This window comes from Natrialbaceae archaeon AArc-T1-2 (assembly GCF_030273315.1).
Lineage (GTDB): Archaea > Halobacteriota > Halobacteria > Halobacteriales > Natrialbaceae > Tc-Br11-E2g1.
Map to the genome: position 1 here is coordinate 2,259,796 of NZ_CP127174.1, position 15,978 is coordinate 2,275,773.

Below are 15,978 nucleotides of genomic sequence, written 5' to 3' on the forward strand. Positions count from 1 at the left end.
CCGGAGTCGAGACCGTCGGTACGCTCGAGACGGCACACGGCTTTAGGAGGCGGGGTCCCTTTCTCGAAGTAATGCCAGTCGAATCCGACGAGGAGGTCAGGGCCGTCTTCGACCTCGAGGCGATCGCCGTGGTCGGCTGCTCGAGCACGCCCGGGAAGGCCGCTCACGAGATCCCCCGGTACCTCCAGGACGTGGGCTACGAGGTGATTCCCGTCAACCCCAACGCCGAGGAGGTACTCGGCCGACCCGCGTACGACTCGCTGTCCGAGGTCGAGGAGACCGTCGACGTCGTCGACGTCTTCCGGCCGAGCGAGGAAGTCGCGGACGTCGTCGACGAGGTCATAGCGCGCGAGGACGTCGACGTCGTCTGGCTCCAGCTGGGTATCCACGACGACGAGGCCGTTTCCCGAGCCGAAACCGACGGCCGCAAAGTCGTTCAGGACCGGTGTATGAAACCCGAGCATCGCCGCCTGGTCGCCTGAGCCGAACCGGCCGCGGGCTCTCCGATCAGTCGCGCCGGCGCTCTTCGAAGATCCGGTACGCCACCGTCGCGTAGCCGGCGATCGTGACGACGAACAGCTCCCCCGAAGAGGCGATCGGGAACGTCCGCTCGACGTCACCGGGCGTCTCGCCCCGCGTCGGGTCGAACCCCGTCGAGTAGTGCGTATCCTCGGTCGTCCCGCGGACCGTCGAGTCGGCGACTGTCGCCCCGTCGTCGCCGGCCTCGAGTTCGACGAACGTCTGGACGAGGCCGCGCTGGTCGGTGACGGCGAGCTTGCCCGAGAGGTCGTAGAACCGGTCGTGCAGCGGCCAGAAAAGGTTGACGCCGTTGTAGAACGCATCGAGCAGGATGTGTGCGACCAAGACGGTGACGAGTGTGACCCAGGCGACCCGATAGCCGTAGGCACCCCACCGCCGGAGAACGTACGACTCGTCGCGAAGTGTGACGTCCCACAGGAGGAACGTTCCGGGTATCAGGACGACCCAGACGTTGTGGAGCGCAGCGCGGTGGGTTCCCGGGACGTAGATCCCGATCAGCGTATCGAGGTCGATGATCGCGGTCGCAGCCATCACGACGAGGATCGCTCTCGTGTCGAACTCCTCGCCGAGCAAGGCAGCGCCCATCAGGCCGGCAAGCGCCACGTGGACGACGGTCGATGGCATGTCACACGGTCTGGGAGTGAGAGAACTTGACTGTTCGCCCGGCCGTCGTGGTGTATCGGTCGTAGCGTGTCGGACGTCAAACGCCTGTGACGCGGGTCGATTCGATCGAACTCGGTGCGTATCGACAGTATCAGTACTATAATCATCTTATTAATATTATGGAAGTGGTGATTACTGTATCATTAGTTGTCATTATACAATTTGCACTTCGAATGAATATATGGTAACCAGCAAACACGGCCGGAGACGGTTCCTGAAATACGCAGGATTGGTCGGAGCGGTCGGATTTGCAGGCTGTCTCGAGGGAGAGGACGGATCGAACGGCGACGGTCAAGGTTCCGAATCGTCCGACGATGGGCCGGACGACTCGGGATCGAGCGACGACGGTGCAGGAGAGGAGGACGACGGCGGCGACGAGAACAGAGTCATCGTTGCGCCGGATGGCGACTGGACGTTCGAACCGGAGGAACTCACGATCTCGGTCGGCGAAACGCTGACGTGGTACTTCGATGAAGAGGGCCACAACGTGTCGTCCCATCCTGACGCATCGGACGTGAACGAAAACCCAGACGATGCGGAGCCGTTCGCTTCCTACGAGGGAGAGGATCACTTCGACCTGGACGAGCCAGGTACGGAGTTCGAACACACGTTCGAGGTCCCAGGTGAGTACACGTACGTGTGTACCCCACACGACGGGAGTATGGTCGGTACGATAACCGTCGAAGACGAGTGATACTGTCGGAATCGACGGCATCTTCTCTACCGTTTACGCCTGCCGGCACCTCGAGCGTCTCCGGTAGCTACTTGAGTCGACCGTCCGAGCCAACGAGCATGGGCGGACGTGGGCCGAAACGACAACTCGCGGAGAAGATCGCCGGGGAGATCACGCTAAGCGACGATCCGGGCGCGACACTCCGGAAGTGGCGTACGGACTTCGACGTCTCCCAGACCGATCTCGCGAGCGAACTCGAGGTCTCCTCCTCTGTCATCTCCGACTACGAGAGCGGTCGCCGGGAGAGTCCCGGCATCGGCGTCGTCAAACGCCTCGTCGACGGACTGCTCGCGATCGACGAGCGCCGTGGCGGCGACCGGATCCGTCAGTACGGTCGAGTGCTCTCGGCCGGCTTCGAGAGCGACGTCGTGTTGGACCTCCGGGAGTACGCCACGTCGATCCCACTCTCGCGGTTCTACGGCAACATCGGCGCGACCGAGGTCGCCACCGGCGGCGTCGACCGGATCAGCGGCCACACCGTCATCGACAGCATCGAGGCGATCACCCGCCTCTCGAGTGAGGAGTTCTTCCGGCTCTACGGACAGAGCACGAACCGCGCGCTCGTGTTCACCGGCGTCACCCGCGGAGAGTCTCCGCTCGTGGCGTTGCGCGTCGTCAACCCCACCCCGAACGCGGTCGTCCTCCATGGCATCGACGACGCGGACCTCTGGAACCACGCTGCCGACCTCGCACGCATCGACGGCTACTCGCTTGCCACCACGTCGACGCCGCTCGAGGAGATGCTCGAGGAACTGGTCTCGCTCGAGTGACGCGGAAACCGACTCCCGATCTCCGTGTCACCAGGGTGGACGCTCGAGATCCCGTATCGACTCGAGAACGTAGTCGGGGCGTGGCTCGGGACGACGGTCACCGGTCGCGAGCCACGCGGCCCGAACGCCGGCTGCGCGTGCGCCGGCGACGTCGATCGCCGGACGGTTGCCCACGTACACCGCCTCGTCTGGGGTCGCGTCGATGGCCGAAAGCGCCCGGTCGAACGGCTCCGGATCGGGCTTCGGTGCGGTCTCGTAGCCGGCGAATACGACCGTCTCGAACGCATCGGAGAGTCCGATGGCACGGAGCTTTCGTCGCTGTAACTCGGGATGTCCGTTCGTCACCAGCCCGAGCCGATACTCCGTCGCGAGCGACGGGAGTACGCTTTCTGCTCCCTCGATCGCCTCGAGGTCGCCGGGGTCGCGTTCGTCGTAGAACGCCCGGGTGAGGTCCGCGGCCAGGTCCGGATCACCGCCGTGGTCCTCGAGCAACGCCGCGAACGTCCGTTCGTAGAGCTCGAAGCCGTCCGCGCAGTCGGGCAACAGTTCCACGTACCGATCGTGAAACTGGTGCATGCTGAAACAGGGATCGATACCGAGCCGGTCGAACGCAGCCGACAGCACCGCCGATCCCGGGCGATCGTACGTACAGAGCGTGCCGTCGAGGTCGAAGAGGATGGTCGACGGACGAGAGTCCATACCGGAACCAGAGGCAGCCAATCGATAAAGTACGTGGTGCATGTTGGGGTCCGGACACGCGGTGTGGCGGCGCGGCTCGTTCGTGACGACGACTCGAGCCGTTCGCCGTCGGTCGCCCCCGTTCCGTCCGTGCCTCGACGGACGGTCCAATCGTCTCTCACCGGCCGACGGCCTTTTCCGTCGTCGACCACATCCACAGTCGACAATGGGCGACCCCGAAACCGTCCTGCGTCGCGATCCCGTGCTGGCCGCGGTGATCGACAGACTGGAGCCCCACCCGCTCGAACCGTTCGACTGCGAGTACGAGCGTCTCTGTGTCTCGATCGTCAACCAGCAGCTCTCGACTGCCTCCGCCAGGGCCGTCCGCGAACGCGTCTTCGACGTCCTCGAGGGCGACGTCCGGCCCGAGACGGTGCTGGCCGCCGACGACGAGGCCTTACTCGAAGCCGGCCTTAGCGGGCAGAAACTCGAGTACGTCAGAAACGCCGCCCGCGCCTTCCGCGAGCGCGATCTCACCCGCGAGGGACTCGCCGACCGCTCGAACGCGGCGGTCGTCGACGAACTGACCCGCATCCGCGGCGTCGGCGAGTGGACCGCCAGGATGTACCTCATCTTCGTCCTCGAGCGTCCCGACGTGCTTCCGCTCGGTGATCTCGCGATCCGACGGGGGATCGAGCAGTTGTACAACGACGGCGAGACGCTCACCCGGGTGGAGATGCGCGAGACCGCCGAGCCGTGGCGTCCGTACCGAAGCCTGGGGACCCGGTACGTCTGGGCGGCCTACGAGGCGGACGACTGATACGGTCTGTTGTGATTCGTTACCGGTGATCGCTGCCCCGTTCGATCGATCACCGGCAACACGTTACAACGATCCGTATGATACAGTTATCCCGGTCACGACCGAACGAAACGACGAATGCAGCCGGTCGTCCATCCCATCGTCGGCTACCTCTGTTATGCTGCGTACACGCGCGCCAGCCGCGGCGACGCTCCTGCCGGGGAGCCGGCGCTGGTCGCGGTCGTCGCCGCGACGATTCCCGACGTCGTCGACCAGCCGCTGTGGCTCGCCAGCGCCACGCCCGTCGGGCGAACAATCGCACACTCGCTTCTGTTCGCCGTTCCCGTCGTCGTCGCCGTCTGGCTCCTCTCCCGTCGTCGCGGCCGACCCACACTCGGCGTCGCCTTCGCGGTCGGCTATCTCTCTCACGTCGCGACGGACGTCCCCTGGCACGTCCTCGCCGGCGATTATGACGAACTCGGCTTTCTGCTCTGGCCGCTGACGCAGATGCCACAGTACTCAGGCGTCAAACCTCTCGGCACCGTCGCCGGCCTCGAGATCACGACGCTGTGGCTCGAGGCCGTGATCGCCGTCGCCGGCATCGCGCTCTGGTGGCACGACGGCCGGCCCGGACTCGAGACGATCCGATCCTGGCTCTAATACTGCCGGCTGTACGTCGTGGAAGATTCTCGCCGCCACGGGATAGCGAGAATTGTCACAGTTACAGCCGGTAGTATAACCTCGAGCGACAATTCGTGGTAACGTGTACTATTAACTCGTTCCAAATCGACGTCCCGGGTATGGACGCGTACGGCATCCTCACGGACGACGCCGACCTCGCTCGAGCGGACCTCGGCGACGTCACGTACTACTTCACCGATCAGGTCGACGGGAGCCGCGAGGAGCCACTCGAGGGCGCGGTCAGCTCGGTGGCCTGCTGGGGCGATACGGAAACGGTCCGCGAGAACCCGGACCGGGCCGCCGTCGCCGCCGACGGCACGCGGGCGACCCCCGCCGCCCGCGGCCAGGACTGGGGCACCGTCTGTCCGACGGACCCCGACTACCGCGCCGATCTGCTCGAGCGCATCGCCGAGGCCGGTGCCACGGGCGACGTCCGGCTCACCACGCTCGGGTTCCCGGGCGCGGAGTTCTGTCACTGCCAGCGTTGCGATCGGCTGTTCGCCGACAGCGCCCACGACGACCGCGAGGACTGGCGGGCCGACGTGATCACCGGGTTCGTCGCCGAGGCGGCCGACCGGGTCGCGGGCGAGTTGATCGCGACGCTGTATCCCGACCCCTATCCGGGGGCACTCCGCGAGCGGACCGGCCTCGATCCGGGCGCACTCGCTTCCCACGTCGACGGCTTTCTCGTGCCGCTGTGTGGGGCCGGCTACGGGACGACCTACTGGGTCGAATCGCTCGCGAGCGGGTTCGACCGCGAACTCGCCGGTCTCGATGCGGAGTTTGCGATCCAGCTCTCGACCGACGGCGTCGAGATCGACCGGCTCGTCGATCTCACGCACCGCCTCGAGGCCGCCGTCGACGTCGACAGCGTCGTCTACGGGGCCTACGGCTCCGACCGCGAGACACTCCGGGACGTGATCGGACGACTCCGCGAGACGGATGCGCCGGCGGCACCCGCCTGAGTCTCGGGAGGAGTGTCTCCCGGGGGTAGACGTCACGTCTGCTTTCCCAGCGTGACCCAGAGGATCCCGTCGTCGTAGCTCGCGTCGACGCGTTTCGGGACGACGGGGTCGGGGAGATCGACGGTCCGGGCGACTGCATCGGAGCCCCGTTCGGCCTCGATCGTAACGCTGTTCTCGCTCACACTGACGTCGATGTGTTGTTTGTCGAACCCGGGCAGTTCGGCACCCACGAGAATGTCGTCGCGCTGGTCGGTGACCTCGACCGAGAACGTCTCGGTATCTCGTGAAGCGTCGTCGGACTGGTTCGTGTTTCGTTCGTCTTCCATGTGGACTCCGGGCTACTCGAACCCGACCGAACTGACCACGGTGATCCCAATAAAGGACCACCGAGAAAACGGGGACGACGACCGCCAGCCGAGATCACTCCTCTGGCGTCTCCGGTTCGACCCCCGATAGCCGCATCGCGTTGCCGGTCACGCCCAGACTCATTCCCATGTCGCCGATGACGACCGCGTGGATCACCGTCACGACGCCAAACGGCGCGCCGGCCGCGAGGACGGCCTTCACCGCGAGGCTCGCCCAGATGTTCTGTCGAATCACGCCGTTTGCCGACCGCGAGAGGCGATAGAGGTAGGGCAACCGCGTGAGGTCGTCACCCATCAGCGCCACGTCGGCCGTCTCGAGTGCGGTGTCGGTCCCGGCTGCCCCCATCGCGACGCCGACGGTGGCCGTCGCGAGCGCGGGCGCGTCGTTGATCCCGTCGCCGACCATGACGACGTGGCCGGCCTCGTCCTCGAGCCGGCGGATCTGCTCGAGTTTCTCGTCGGGGAGCAGTTCGGCGTGGTACTCCTCGATGCCGACCTCCTCGGCGATCGCTCGCGCCGTCCCCTCGTTGTCGCCGGTGAGCATCACGACGCGGACGTCCTGGTCCTGGAGTCGCTCGACGGCCCAGGCGGCCTCGGGACGCACCCGGTCGGCGATGCCGATCACGCCGAGCAGCCGATCCTCGGTGCCGACGAGCACCGCCGTCTTCCCGTCGCGCTCGAGGTCAGCGACCGCCTCCGCGAGGACGTCGAGACAGTCCTCCCGATCGCACTGGGGGTCGGCGTCGTCGAGGAGTTCGCCGCCGTCGGTGGCGTGGGCGTGCCGGAGGTCGAGTCCGAGCCCCTCGAAGAGGTCGGGCTTGCCGACGTAGTGCGTCTCGCCGTCGAGGTCGGCCCGGACGCCCGTGCCGGCGAGTGCCTCGAACCGGGAGACGTCGCGGTCGGGATCGACACCCTGTTCGTCCGCGTAGCCGACGATCGCCTCGCCAAGCGGGTGTTCGCTCCGGCGTTCGACGGCGCTCGCCCGTGCGAGCAGTTCGTCCTCGCCGATCCCCTCGAGGGCGACCACGTCGGTCACCGAGAGGTCGCCGGTCGTGAGCGTCCCCGTCTTGTCGATCGCGACGACGTCGCTCTCGCCGGCGGCCTCGAGGTGGCGACCGCCCTTGATCAACACGCCGTTTTTGGCGGCGCTCGTGATCCCCGAGACGACGCTGACTGGCGTCGAGATGACGAACGCACAGGGACAGGCGATCACGAGCAGCGTCAGCCCCCGGAGGAACCAGGTGTTCCAGGATGCCCCGACGGCAAGCGGCGGGCCGGCGGCGAGGGCGACCGCCGCGACGACCACGATCGGCGTGTAGACGCTCGCGAACCGGTCGACGAACTGCTCGCGGTCGGTCTTTTCCCGTTCGGCGTCCTCGACCAGTTCGACGATCCGGGACAGCGTCGAGTCGCCGGCCGGGCTCGTGACCTCGACCTCGAGGTAGCCCGACTCCGCGATCGTGCCGGCGTAGACCTCCTCGCCGGCGGTCCTGTCGACGGGGACGCTCTCGCCGGTGATCGGGGACTGGTCGATCGCGCTCTGGCCCTCGCGGACGACGCCGTCGGCCGGGAGCTTCTCGCCCGGCCGGACGACGACCGTGTCGCCGACCTCGAGGGCGTCGGCCGGCACCGTCTCCTCGGAGCCGTCCGCGCGTTTGACCGTCGCCGTCTCCGGCGAGAGGTCGATCAGCTCCTGCAGGGAGCTTCGGGCCCGGTCCATCGAGAACCGCTCGAGCAACTCGGCAATGCTGAAGAGGACGGCGAGCATCGCCCCCTCGAAGGGGTGGTGTGCGCCGACGGAGGCGAGGATGCCGATCGACATCAGCAGGTCGATGTCGAGGCTCCGGTTGCGCGCGGAGTAGTAGCCGTTGCGGACGATCGGCGCGCCGGCGACTGCGGCCGCGACGATGAAGAGGACGTGTGAGACGGCGAACGTCCGGCCGACGACCTCGAACAGCGCCGGGTTCGACGCCGGGAAGACGAAGGCAAGCGCCATCCCGACGGTCACGAAGACGGCACCGACCGCCGTCCCGGCGGCCCGGCGACCCCGGAAGACCGCATGCGGGTCACGGAAGCGGTCGCCGCCGTCGCCGTCGACGGGCGTCGCCTCGTAGCCCGCCCTCTCGACGGCGTCGACGGCTTCCTCGGCGTCTGTCGACCCCGTAATCGTCACCCGTCCCGCGGCCGGTTGTGTCTCGATCCCCTCGACGCCGTCGACGTCCTCGAGTGCGGCCTCGACCTTGCTCGCACAGGAGGGACAGTCCATCTCCGGCACCGAGAGGGACAGTTCCAGTTCGCTTCCGGCGGGTTCGACGGTGTACCCCGCTGCCTCGACGCGGTCACGGACCGCCGCCTCGTCGACGACCGTCGGGTCGTACGCGACGACGAGCGTGCCACTCGTCACGCGTGGCTCGAGTTCCTCGATCCCCTCGAGGACCTCGACGCTGTTCGTCACCTTTCCTGCACACGACGGACAGTCCATCTCCGGCACCCGGAGCTCGAGCGTTCGCCTCGAGTCCGTGGGCCGAGCCTCCTCGCTCATCGGTGTCGAGTAGGGACGCCTCGCCCATACGGGTTGTTTGGCACACGCCAACCGCCCGGCCGGCGTCCGCGTGGCCCGGGGATTCCGGCCAGAGCGGGAGTCCACGCGAAAGCCCCACCCTCAACGAAGCGAACGGCGATAGCGCGGAACGAAGTTCCGCGGACCATTCGAGCGGGCCTGCGGCCCGCGAGAAGAAGCCGTGAGCGAGTAGGGTGGGGTAGTTTACTGAGGTCATGCTGTCGGTCAGGACCGAAGCTCGGGAACGAGGTCCGCAAGCGACCCCGTCTCGACGAACGCCGTCGCGAGTTCGGCCTCGGCCCGGCGCAGCCGGTAGGAGAGCGTCGACCGCGGCACCCCGAGCTCCTCGGCGAGTTCCGAGAGGTCGATCCGGCGTGGCGTCTCGTAGTAGCCGGACTCGACGGCAGCCCGGAGGGCGTCGCGCTGTTCCCGCGGGAGCCCGTCCTCGCCGGGCTCCGGGTCGACGTCGGCCAGCCGGAGCATCTCGATGCCCGTACAGTCGTCGACCTCCCCGTCCAGGGCCTCGAAGAACGTCGCGACCGTCGCGCCGTTGCCGAGGACGATCCGCCACCGGTAACGCCGGCCCTCGCGGTAGGTCTCGAACAGCAGTCCCTCGCCGAGGGTCTCGAGTGCGATGTGAGGCACCGACGTACAGACGTCCGTTCGGTCCCAGTAGGTGTAGACGACGAGCGTCTCCGCGGCGCGATCCAGCACCTGGGTCTCACAGTCGGCCCCGCAGTCGTCTTTCACGAGACAGTCCGCACAGTAGCTCGCCTCGCTGTAGGCGGCCTCGAGGGCCTCGAGCGCGTCGGGTGGCCCCTCGGCGAGGTCGACACGCCAGAGGCTATCCGTGGTGACGTGACACGACAACGACCGGACCGTCGTCTCCGGGTTGGCCGCGAGGACGTCGGCCACCGGGTTGGTGCCGGGATCGTACTCGAGGGCGAAGACGAGTTCGCGCATACCGTCGCTTGGCGGTCGTGGTACAAAAGCCGTTCAGTCGGCCCGACCACACGCTTAGTCGTCGGTACCGTAGCTGAGTTCCGGCGGCTGTTCGCCACCTCCGACTTTCATATGTCGTTCGTGATAGATGTGTGCCGCCGCGGTCAGGGTAAACGTCGCGGCGATGATCGCTCCCCAGGCCAGGTCTCCGAGTTCGGTGAGCGGATAGACGTCGCCCCACAGCGCAGCGACCAGCGCACAGCTCACTGCACCCAGTGCGAGATAGAGTTCGCGCCAGGCGAACTCCCGTCCCGGCACGATCTCGAGGTAGATGGTGACCTCCCTGGTCCGATCGGTGGACTCGATCACCCCTTCGTCCGAGTCGAACGCAAGAATGCCCGCCTCGTCCATCTTCGGGAGATGGGTCTGCTGGAGCGTCGTGTAGACGCGCTTTCGTTGTGCAGGCGTGACCGCCTCGAGGGTCGTCTCGTACTCCCAGGCAGCGACCTGCTGGGCCAGATCGCCGATCTCGACAGGCCCCTCGTCCCGTTTGAGATAGTGTAACACGTACCGTCGTCGCTGGTTTCGCAACACCTCGAAAATTTCACCTTTCGAGAGCGTCTCGCCACTTCGCATCCCGATCACCCCGTGCAGGCTCCCTCACACTGCCCTCGTCCCCACCGTTCACGTGTCATTGTCTCCTCGAACGAACGCCTCGTATATAACTTTCCTGAACGCTGGACAGTCAGCGAGAATTGACACTCGTGTCGATCGAAATTCACCCGAGGGCTACTCGAGGACGACCGCGAGCGAAGCGGCGATCTCGTCGGCAAGTCCGGCTTTCGTTCCCTCGTACGCGGCAACGTCGCTCGCGTGGACGAGCAAGCCCCGCGTCCGGGTCGCACCCATCACGCCGGCGTCGTTGGCGACGACGAACGCGAGCCCGACCCGCGCTAAGGTCTCTCTGGCCGCCTCGACCATCGCCGCGTCGTCGCTTCCCGTCTCGGCTTTGAACCCGACGATCGGCAACTCGGGCTGGCGCTTTCGGATCGAGTCGATGAGCTTCGGCGTCGGCTCGAACTCGAGGGTCAAGTCGGCGCCGGAGCGGATTTTCTCGTCGCGTGCGGGGACCGTGTAGTCGCTGATGGCAGCGGCGGACACTAACGCGTCTGCGTCCGCGCAGGCGTCGGTCGTCGCCTCGAGCATTTCGGCGGCGCTTTCGACCTGGCGAACGTCGGCGTAGGGTACGTCGCCAGCGGGCGAGACGTCACTGGTGACCGGCTGGGGACCGACGTCGCCGTGGACGAGCGTCACGTCTGCGCCGCGAACGTAACACGCCCGGGCGATCTCCCGGCCCATCGTGCCGCTCGAGCGGTTCGTCAGGACGCGGACGGGATCGATCTCCTCGGTGGTCGCACCACTCGTGATCACCACGTGCTCGCCTGCGAGCGGCCGATCGCCCGCCTCCCGGGCGACGGCACAGGCGATCGCCTCCTCGGTCGCGATCTTCGCTTTGCCCTCCTCGACGCGCGGGTCGACGAACTCGACCCCCCAGGACTCGACGCGTGCGATCGTCTCGAGGACGCCGGGGTGGTCGTACATCGGCTCGTGCATCGCGGGGGCGATCACGACCGGCGTCCCCGATCCCAGCGCGGTCGTCGCCGTCGTCGTCACGGGCGTGTCGTCGACGGCACTCGCGATCTTGCCGACCGTGTTCGCCGTCGCCGGCGCGATCAAGTAGACGTCCGCCCACCCCTCCGTCCCGCAGAGTTCGACGTGTTCGACCCGACCCGTGATCTCCGTGACGACCTCTGTCTCGGTGGCGAACTCGAGCGCCCACGGGTGGACGATCCCGCGAGCACTGTCGGTCATGACGGCTCGTACGGTCGCGCCCCGCCGGCGGAGCTCGTGGGCGAGTTCGACCGTCTTTACGGCCGCGATCGATCCCGTCACCCCGAGCGCGACGTTGACTCCCTCGAGCATTCGCCTTGAGATTCGAAGGCGTGGTACAAAAGACCGATCATCCGACTCACCCCTCGACGAGCAGCGTGTTCAACGCATCCGGCACGACGAGGACGTCGCTACCCGACTCGAGTGCGTCTGCGACGTCGTCTGCCGTCTCCATCAGACACGCCTCGACGACCTCGGGTGTCCGGCTGTTCGTCACGACCACGTCGTGGTCACGAAGCACCCGCGCGACGACGAACGCCCGCTGTGCGCCGGGCTCGTATCCCTCGCGAAGCTCCCGGTAGAGCGCGTCGGCGTCGTTGGCGGCCACGAGCCGGTCGTAAAACCGCTGCTCGCCGGTTCCCTCGCCCGCCCCTTCCGGCAGTTCGGCCGGGACGACGAGCCGACCGCCCTCCGCGAGCGGGTTCCGGTCCCCGAGTGCGACGTAGGTCGCCGCCCGGGTCGCCTGATAGAGGGTGGCGTCTTTCGGTGCGCCGACGCCGCAGACGACAGCGTCGTACTCCCGATCGACAGGCACCGAGAGAGCGTTCCGGGCGACGTCGGCGAGTTCACGAACGACGGACCGGCCGTCGCCGGCGCTCACCCCGAGGACCCCTTCGGGTCCGTGGGTCAGATTGAGACAGCAATCGATTCCGATCCGATCGCCGGCCCGGTCGAGAAACGAGCGAAACGGGTTGTCCTCGAGACGACCCAGTCGAACCCCCTCCTCGGCGAGGACGTCGGGACCGTGGGTGTACCGGATCTGGGACTCGCCGCCCGCGCCGATGACGACCGTCTTCGCCCCGCCGGAGAAGCCGGCGTACTGGTGGGGTTCGACGACGCCCGTCGACAGCACCGTATCGGCCGTGGCCACGGGCTCGCCGATCTCGATCGGGACGCCATCGACCGTGCCGACCTCGACGACGGCCTCCGGATCGTGGTTCACTGCCAGGTCGGCGTGGGAACCGAGCATCGCCTCGAGTTCCTCGTCGGTCATCGGTCGGTGGAGGCCGAGCCCCACGACGACGGTAATCTGTCCTCGACCGACGCCGATCCGATCGAGATCGGCGAGCAAGACCTCGAGCAGGACGTCGTCGGGAACGGTACGCGTGAGGTCGGTGACGACGATCACGACTTCGTCGTCGGCATCGACCCGATCGTCGAGCGACGGCCCGTGCAGGGTTTCGAGGGCCGCCCGTGCGGCTTCACGAACGTCGACTGTCGTCCCGCCGGGCGGTTCGGCGACCGTGGTCGTACAGGTCGGCAGTTGTACCTCGATCGTCCGCTCCCCGAGCGGCAGTTTCATACCCGTCGTTTCGCCCGACGGTCCAAAAACGTCTCCCCGGGCGACAAACGGCGATCCGAACGAGAGATCGACCGCCGGCGTGATGGTTTTGGCACAACTGATAGGTAGGTCCGTCTCAAAGGACACCATATGCCCAGTGAGACCGTCCAGAATCTGATCGACGAGCGAGTACCGGCTCTCGACGCGACGACGTCCGTCGCGTCAGCTATCGACGACATCCGAACGACTTCGACCGGCTCCGAAACGACGATCTACTACACGTACGTCCTCGGCGAAAACGAGCGCCTTGCGGGTGTCGTCTCAATGCGAGAACTGCTGAACGCGCCCGACGACGCGTCGCTTGCGGACGTGATGGTCGAGTCCGTCGTTACCGTCGAGGAACGCAACTCCCTCGGCGATATCGCCAGGACGATTACGAACCACGGGTATCCCGTGCTCCCCGTCGTCGGCGACGAGGGTCGGTTCGTCGGCGTCGTCCGGGCGGAAGACGTCATCGAGGCCCTCGACGAGGAGACGTCCAAAGACGTTCTCAAGTACAGCATGCGCGACGTCGCATACGATCCGAAAGAGGAGGGAGAGTACGAGTGTTTCGAGTGCGGGAACGTCATCGTCACGGCGAGTGCAGAACGGTGCCCCGAGTGTGGCGGCGAACTTCGCAACCTCAGGACGACACTCGAGTAACGGCTCGAGCTACGCCGTTCGTGACGGCGGCACGAGAAACACGTTTCCAGTCGCCCTCGAGACGATCTCCTCGGAGACGCTTCCGATCAGGAGCCGGCGCAACCGGCTGTGACCCCGCGAGCCGACGAGAATCGTCGTGGGTTCGTACTCCGCTTCCGCGGCCAGGAGTTCGTCCGCCGGATCGCCCTGTCTGACGTCGGTTCGGGTCTCGATGTTCCAGTTCTCGAGTTGGTCCGCCCGTTCCGCGAGCCGCTCGTGTGGGTCCACGCCTGCCTCCGAGCCGGGATCTTTGGGCGTCTCGACGTGGACGAGTGTCGCCTCCCGGACAGCGTGGCGGAGATACGAGAACGCCTCGAACGCCCGCTCGGCGTTCTCGGAGAAATCCGTCGCGAACAGCAGTCGGCTGAACAGCCGTTCGTGTACCACGTCGGGGTCGTCTGCCCCGCGTTCGACCCGGTTGACGAGCAACGGCACGACGGTCGTTCGAGCGAGGTTACGGGCGGTCGAGCCGATGACCCGGTTCTCGAGCGGGCTCTTGCCTCGCGAGCCGACCACCGTCAGACTGGCACCTTCCGCCTCCGCGATGCCGTTGATTCGCCGGTAGGGCGTCCCGCGAACGACGTGTGTTCCGACGTCGAAGCCGGCGTCCTCGATGGTACGTCGATACTCCGAGAGTGCGCGTTCGCGTCGCTCTTCGAACCCGATGCCGGGCATTCCCCCGTGAACGTTCGACGGAATCACCGTGACGAGATGGAGCTCCTCGATACCGATTCGCTCGAGACAGTCGAGACAGATCTGATTCTCGATCGCCGCCTCGCTGGCGGCCGAGAGGTCCGTCGCACAGATCGCTTTCATGGACCGTCGTATGGCTCGACGGATAATATTGTTAGTGTTACCACGGTACACCGCTTCCCGGCTCGCCGTCGAGATCGGAAGGTGCGCGCCCGAGCGGCAACCCGTCGCGTGCAACGTCGTCAGACGGCCGTTCGCCCGACGAGTATATTCCCATACGTTATCGGCATATCCTCGTTGGATAGCCGTGTAATACTCAGAGTTATATTGTACGAGTCTCCCAAAACCGTTATTACGGCTCGAAGAGCTAGATCAACTCGAGTAACGATGGAGTACACCCACCCACGGAACGCGCGAGGTGACGACGCATGATCGAACTTGCGTCGCTTTCCCCGCCCGTGCAAGCGACGGTCCTCGTCAGTATCATCCTCCTCGAAGCGGTCGCGCTCTACGTCGGCTACGGAGCGCTCGAGCGAGCCGCCTCACCGCTCATCGAGTCGATAGCGAACTAACATGGTGTTCGGGCTCGGCATCGAACTCCTGGTGTTGTTCGTCGTCTTCGGCTTCATGGTCGGAGTACTGTTCGGATTCTTCGGAATGGGGGGTTCGTTCCTGATCACGCCGACGCTGTTGATCCTCGGCTACCCCGCCTCCGTCGCCATCGGGAGCGGGCTGGCGTTTTACTTCGGGACGTCGGTCATCGCCGTGATGAAACACTACGACGTCGGCCAGGTCGATTACAAACTCGGCGCGGCGTTGTTCGTCGTCCTCTCGATCGGGATCGAACTCGGCAGTCGGCTCGTCTTCGCCCTCGAGGCGCTAGGGATCGCCGAACTCGTCACTGGTGCCGCCTACGTCCTCTTGCTCGCCGGCATCGGCCTGTTGTTCCTCCGGCGTGCGTACGCCATCGACGACGAGGACGACGCTGACGACGAAGACGAGATCGACGACGACGAGATTCCGCCGATCGCTCAGAAGATCCAGTCGTACCGAATTCCGCCGATGATCTCGCTCGTCTCCGGCGGCCGGACGTCGCTGTGGACGGTCACGGGTGCCGGCGGGGGTGTCGGCCTCGTCTCGGGACTGATCGGCGTCGGCGGCGGATTCATCCGGATGCCGGCGATCTACTACCTGATCGGGACGCCGCTTACTGCCGCAGTCGGGACCAGCCTCTTCGCCGGGCTGTTCTCGGGCGCGTACGGTGCGTTCACCTACGGCATGCAGGGCAGCGTCGACCTCGCGGTCGTCGGAACGCTGCTCGTCGGGAGCGCACTCGGTGCTCGCATCGGCTCGGCGGCGACGACTGCCGTCGAGGAAGACGACGTCATCATCTACTTCGCGCTCATGATGCTGTTTGCCAGTGCCGGCATCGCCGTCAGCGAACTCGCAGACTGGCTGGAGATCGGCACACTCGACGTGCTAAGTGTGGTCTTGCTGGTCGGCTCGTCGTTTTTCGTCGGGCTGATGATCCTCTATCAGTTCGCCAGCGAGCTCGACACGGGCGAACCCGACGCCCGTCCGGAAGCCGAAGCCGACGACTGACGACGTCCCGACGA

Annotated in this window: 18 protein-coding genes; 9 read left to right on the plus strand and 9 right to left on the minus strand. The window is 66.3% G+C overall.

The window, feature by feature from the left end; all coding sequences use genetic code 11:
* The first annotated feature begins 71 nt into the window (after positions 1 to 71).
* Positions 72 to 482 (plus strand): CoA-binding protein, encoded by a 411-nt coding sequence (locus tag QQ977_RS11595; protein WP_285925916.1) that lies wholly within the window; start codon positions 72 to 74, stop codon positions 480 to 482.
* A 25-nt stretch (positions 483 to 507) separates the two neighbouring features.
* Here QQ977_RS11595 and QQ977_RS11600 read toward each other — a convergent pair whose 3' ends face one another.
* Positions 508 to 1,164 (minus strand): metal-dependent hydrolase, encoded by a 657-nt coding sequence (locus tag QQ977_RS11600; protein ID WP_285925917.1) that lies wholly within the window; start codon positions 1,162 to 1,164, stop codon positions 508 to 510.
* A 220-nt stretch (positions 1,165 to 1,384) separates the two neighbouring features.
* Between QQ977_RS11600 and QQ977_RS11605 the strand changes: the two genes are divergently transcribed.
* A complete protein-coding gene (locus QQ977_RS11605; RefSeq protein WP_285925919.1) occupies positions 1,385 to 1,897 on the plus strand; it encodes a cupredoxin domain-containing protein in 513 nt (170 codons plus the stop codon).
* Between the two features lie 98 nt (positions 1,898 to 1,995).
* A complete protein-coding gene (locus tag QQ977_RS11610; RefSeq protein ID WP_285925920.1) occupies positions 1,996 to 2,706 on the plus strand; it encodes a helix-turn-helix domain-containing protein in 711 nt (236 codons plus the stop codon).
* Between the two features lie 27 nt (positions 2,707 to 2,733).
* Here QQ977_RS11610 and QQ977_RS11615 read toward each other — a convergent pair whose 3' ends face one another.
* Positions 2,734 to 3,405: an HAD-IA family hydrolase gene (locus QQ977_RS11615; RefSeq protein ID WP_285925921.1), complete on the minus strand. Its 672-nt coding sequence runs from the start codon at positions 3,403 to 3,405 to the stop codon at positions 2,734 to 2,736.
* Positions 3,406 to 3,610: 205 nt separating this feature from the next.
* Between QQ977_RS11615 and QQ977_RS11620 the strand changes: the two genes are divergently transcribed.
* The 3 genes from QQ977_RS11620 to QQ977_RS11630 all read left to right on the plus strand — a co-directional run bounded on the left by QQ977_RS11620 (position 3,611) and on the right by QQ977_RS11630 (position 5,829).
* Positions 3,611 to 4,204: a DNA-3-methyladenine glycosylase family protein gene (locus QQ977_RS11620; protein WP_285925922.1), complete on the plus strand. Its 594-nt coding sequence runs from the start codon at positions 3,611 to 3,613 to the stop codon at positions 4,202 to 4,204.
* A 117-nt stretch (positions 4,205 to 4,321) separates the two neighbouring features.
* Positions 4,322 to 4,843 (plus strand): metal-dependent hydrolase, encoded by a 522-nt coding sequence (locus QQ977_RS11625; protein WP_285925923.1) that lies wholly within the window; start codon positions 4,322 to 4,324, stop codon positions 4,841 to 4,843.
* 140 nt (positions 4,844 to 4,983) lie between these two features.
* A complete protein-coding gene (locus tag QQ977_RS11630; RefSeq protein ID WP_285925924.1) occupies positions 4,984 to 5,829 on the plus strand; it encodes a hypothetical protein in 846 nt (281 codons plus the stop codon).
* Between the two features lie 32 nt (positions 5,830 to 5,861).
* Here the strand turns inward: QQ977_RS11630 and QQ977_RS11635 are convergent, their stop codons facing one another.
* From QQ977_RS11635 to QQ977_RS11660, 6 genes are all read right to left on the minus strand, one after another.
* Complete coding sequence (locus QQ977_RS11635) at positions 5,862 to 6,155, minus strand: Hsp20/alpha crystallin family protein (protein WP_285925925.1); 294 nt, start codon at positions 6,153 to 6,155, stop codon at positions 5,862 to 5,864.
* 94 nt (positions 6,156 to 6,249) lie between these two features.
* Positions 6,250 to 8,736: a heavy metal translocating P-type ATPase gene (locus QQ977_RS11640; RefSeq protein WP_285925926.1), complete on the minus strand. Its 2,487-nt coding sequence runs from the start codon at positions 8,734 to 8,736 to the stop codon at positions 6,250 to 6,252.
* 243 nt (positions 8,737 to 8,979) lie between these two features.
* Positions 8,980 to 9,717 carry a helix-turn-helix domain-containing protein gene (locus tag QQ977_RS11645; RefSeq protein WP_285925927.1) on the minus strand — a complete coding sequence of 246 codons (738 nt, stop codon included), beginning with the start codon at positions 9,715 to 9,717 and terminating at the stop codon, positions 8,980 to 8,982.
* 54 nt (positions 9,718 to 9,771) lie between these two features.
* Positions 9,772 to 10,332 (minus strand): DUF7344 domain-containing protein, encoded by a 561-nt coding sequence (locus QQ977_RS11650; RefSeq protein WP_285925928.1) that lies wholly within the window; start codon positions 10,330 to 10,332, stop codon positions 9,772 to 9,774.
* A gap of 153 nt (positions 10,333 to 10,485) precedes the next feature.
* Complete coding sequence (gene coaBC, locus QQ977_RS11655; protein WP_285925929.1) at positions 10,486 to 11,679, minus strand: bifunctional phosphopantothenoylcysteine decarboxylase/phosphopantothenate--cysteine ligase CoaBC; 1,194 nt, start codon at positions 11,677 to 11,679, stop codon at positions 10,486 to 10,488.
* A 46-nt stretch (positions 11,680 to 11,725) separates the two neighbouring features.
* Positions 11,726 to 12,949, minus strand: coding sequence for a lactate racemase domain-containing protein (locus QQ977_RS11660; RefSeq protein ID WP_285925930.1), 1,224 nt, complete (start codon positions 12,947 to 12,949; stop codon positions 11,726 to 11,728).
* A 129-nt stretch (positions 12,950 to 13,078) separates the two neighbouring features.
* Between QQ977_RS11660 and QQ977_RS11665 the strand changes: the two genes are divergently transcribed.
* Positions 13,079 to 13,630, plus strand: coding sequence for a rubrerythrin-like domain-containing protein (locus tag QQ977_RS11665; protein ID WP_345783333.1), 552 nt, complete (start codon positions 13,079 to 13,081; stop codon positions 13,628 to 13,630).
* Between the two features lie 9 nt (positions 13,631 to 13,639).
* Here QQ977_RS11665 and QQ977_RS11675 read toward each other — a convergent pair whose 3' ends face one another.
* Entirely contained in the window at positions 13,640 to 14,485 is an 846-nt protein-coding gene (locus tag QQ977_RS11675) for a universal stress protein (protein WP_285925931.1), read from the minus strand.
* Between the two features lie 305 nt (positions 14,486 to 14,790).
* Here QQ977_RS11675 and QQ977_RS11680 point away from each other — a divergent pair, with 305 nt between their 5' ends.
* Together QQ977_RS11680 and QQ977_RS11685 are read left to right on the plus strand one after the other, a co-directional pair.
* Positions 14,791 to 14,934, plus strand: a complete 144-nt coding sequence (locus QQ977_RS11680; RefSeq protein ID WP_285925932.1) for a DUF7512 family protein — start codon at positions 14,791 to 14,793, stop codon at positions 14,932 to 14,934.
* A gap of 1 nt (position 14,935) precedes the next feature.
* Positions 14,936 to 15,964: a sulfite exporter TauE/SafE family protein gene (locus tag QQ977_RS11685; protein WP_285925933.1), complete on the plus strand. Its 1,029-nt coding sequence runs from the start codon at positions 14,936 to 14,938 to the stop codon at positions 15,962 to 15,964.
* The last annotated feature ends 14 nt before the right edge of the window (positions 15,965 to 15,978 follow it).

Coding starts and splice junctions, on each gene's coding strand:
- QQ977_RS11680 (WP_285925932.1), top strand. CDS start 14,791: ATGATCGAACTTGCGTCGCTTTCCCCGCCCGTGCAAGCGACGGTCCTC.
- QQ977_RS11600 (WP_285925917.1), bottom strand. CDS start 1,164: ATGCCATCGACCGTCGTCCACGTGGCGCTTGCCGGCCTGATGGGCGCT.
- QQ977_RS11685 (WP_285925933.1), top strand. CDS start 14,936: ATGGTGTTCGGGCTCGGCATCGAACTCCTGGTGTTGTTCGTCGTCTTC.
- QQ977_RS11625 (WP_285925923.1), top strand. CDS start 4,322: ATGCAGCCGGTCGTCCATCCCATCGTCGGCTACCTCTGTTATGCTGCG.
- QQ977_RS11635 (WP_285925925.1), bottom strand. CDS start 6,155: ATGGAAGACGAACGAAACACGAACCAGTCCGACGACGCTTCACGAGAT.
- QQ977_RS11645 (WP_285925927.1), bottom strand. CDS start 9,717: ATGCGCGAACTCGTCTTCGCCCTCGAGTACGATCCCGGCACCAACCCG.
- QQ977_RS11620 (WP_285925922.1), top strand. CDS start 3,611: ATGGGCGACCCCGAAACCGTCCTGCGTCGCGATCCCGTGCTGGCCGCG.
- QQ977_RS11675 (WP_285925931.1), bottom strand. CDS start 14,485: ATGAAAGCGATCTGTGCGACGGACCTCTCGGCCGCCAGCGAGGCGGCG.
- QQ977_RS11640 (WP_285925926.1), bottom strand. CDS start 8,736: ATGAGCGAGGAGGCTCGGCCCACGGACTCGAGGCGAACGCTCGAGCTC.
- QQ977_RS11630 (WP_285925924.1), top strand. CDS start 4,984: ATGGACGCGTACGGCATCCTCACGGACGACGCCGACCTCGCTCGAGCG.
- QQ977_RS11650 (WP_285925928.1), bottom strand. CDS start 10,332: ATGCGAAGTGGCGAGACGCTCTCGAAAGGTGAAATTTTCGAGGTGTTG.
- QQ977_RS11660 (WP_285925930.1), bottom strand. CDS start 12,949: ATGAAACTGCCGCTCGGGGAGCGGACGATCGAGGTACAACTGCCGACC.
- QQ977_RS11605 (WP_285925919.1), top strand. CDS start 1,385: ATGGTAACCAGCAAACACGGCCGGAGACGGTTCCTGAAATACGCAGGA.
- QQ977_RS11615 (WP_285925921.1), bottom strand. CDS start 3,405: ATGGACTCTCGTCCGTCGACCATCCTCTTCGACCTCGACGGCACGCTC.
- coaBC (WP_285925929.1), bottom strand. CDS start 11,679: ATGCTCGAGGGAGTCAACGTCGCGCTCGGGGTGACGGGATCGATCGCG.
- QQ977_RS11595 (WP_285925916.1), top strand. CDS start 72: ATGCCAGTCGAATCCGACGAGGAGGTCAGGGCCGTCTTCGACCTCGAG.
- QQ977_RS11665 (WP_345783333.1), top strand. CDS start 13,079: ATGCCCAGTGAGACCGTCCAGAATCTGATCGACGAGCGAGTACCGGCT.
- QQ977_RS11610 (WP_285925920.1), top strand. CDS start 1,996: ATGGGCGGACGTGGGCCGAAACGACAACTCGCGGAGAAGATCGCCGGG.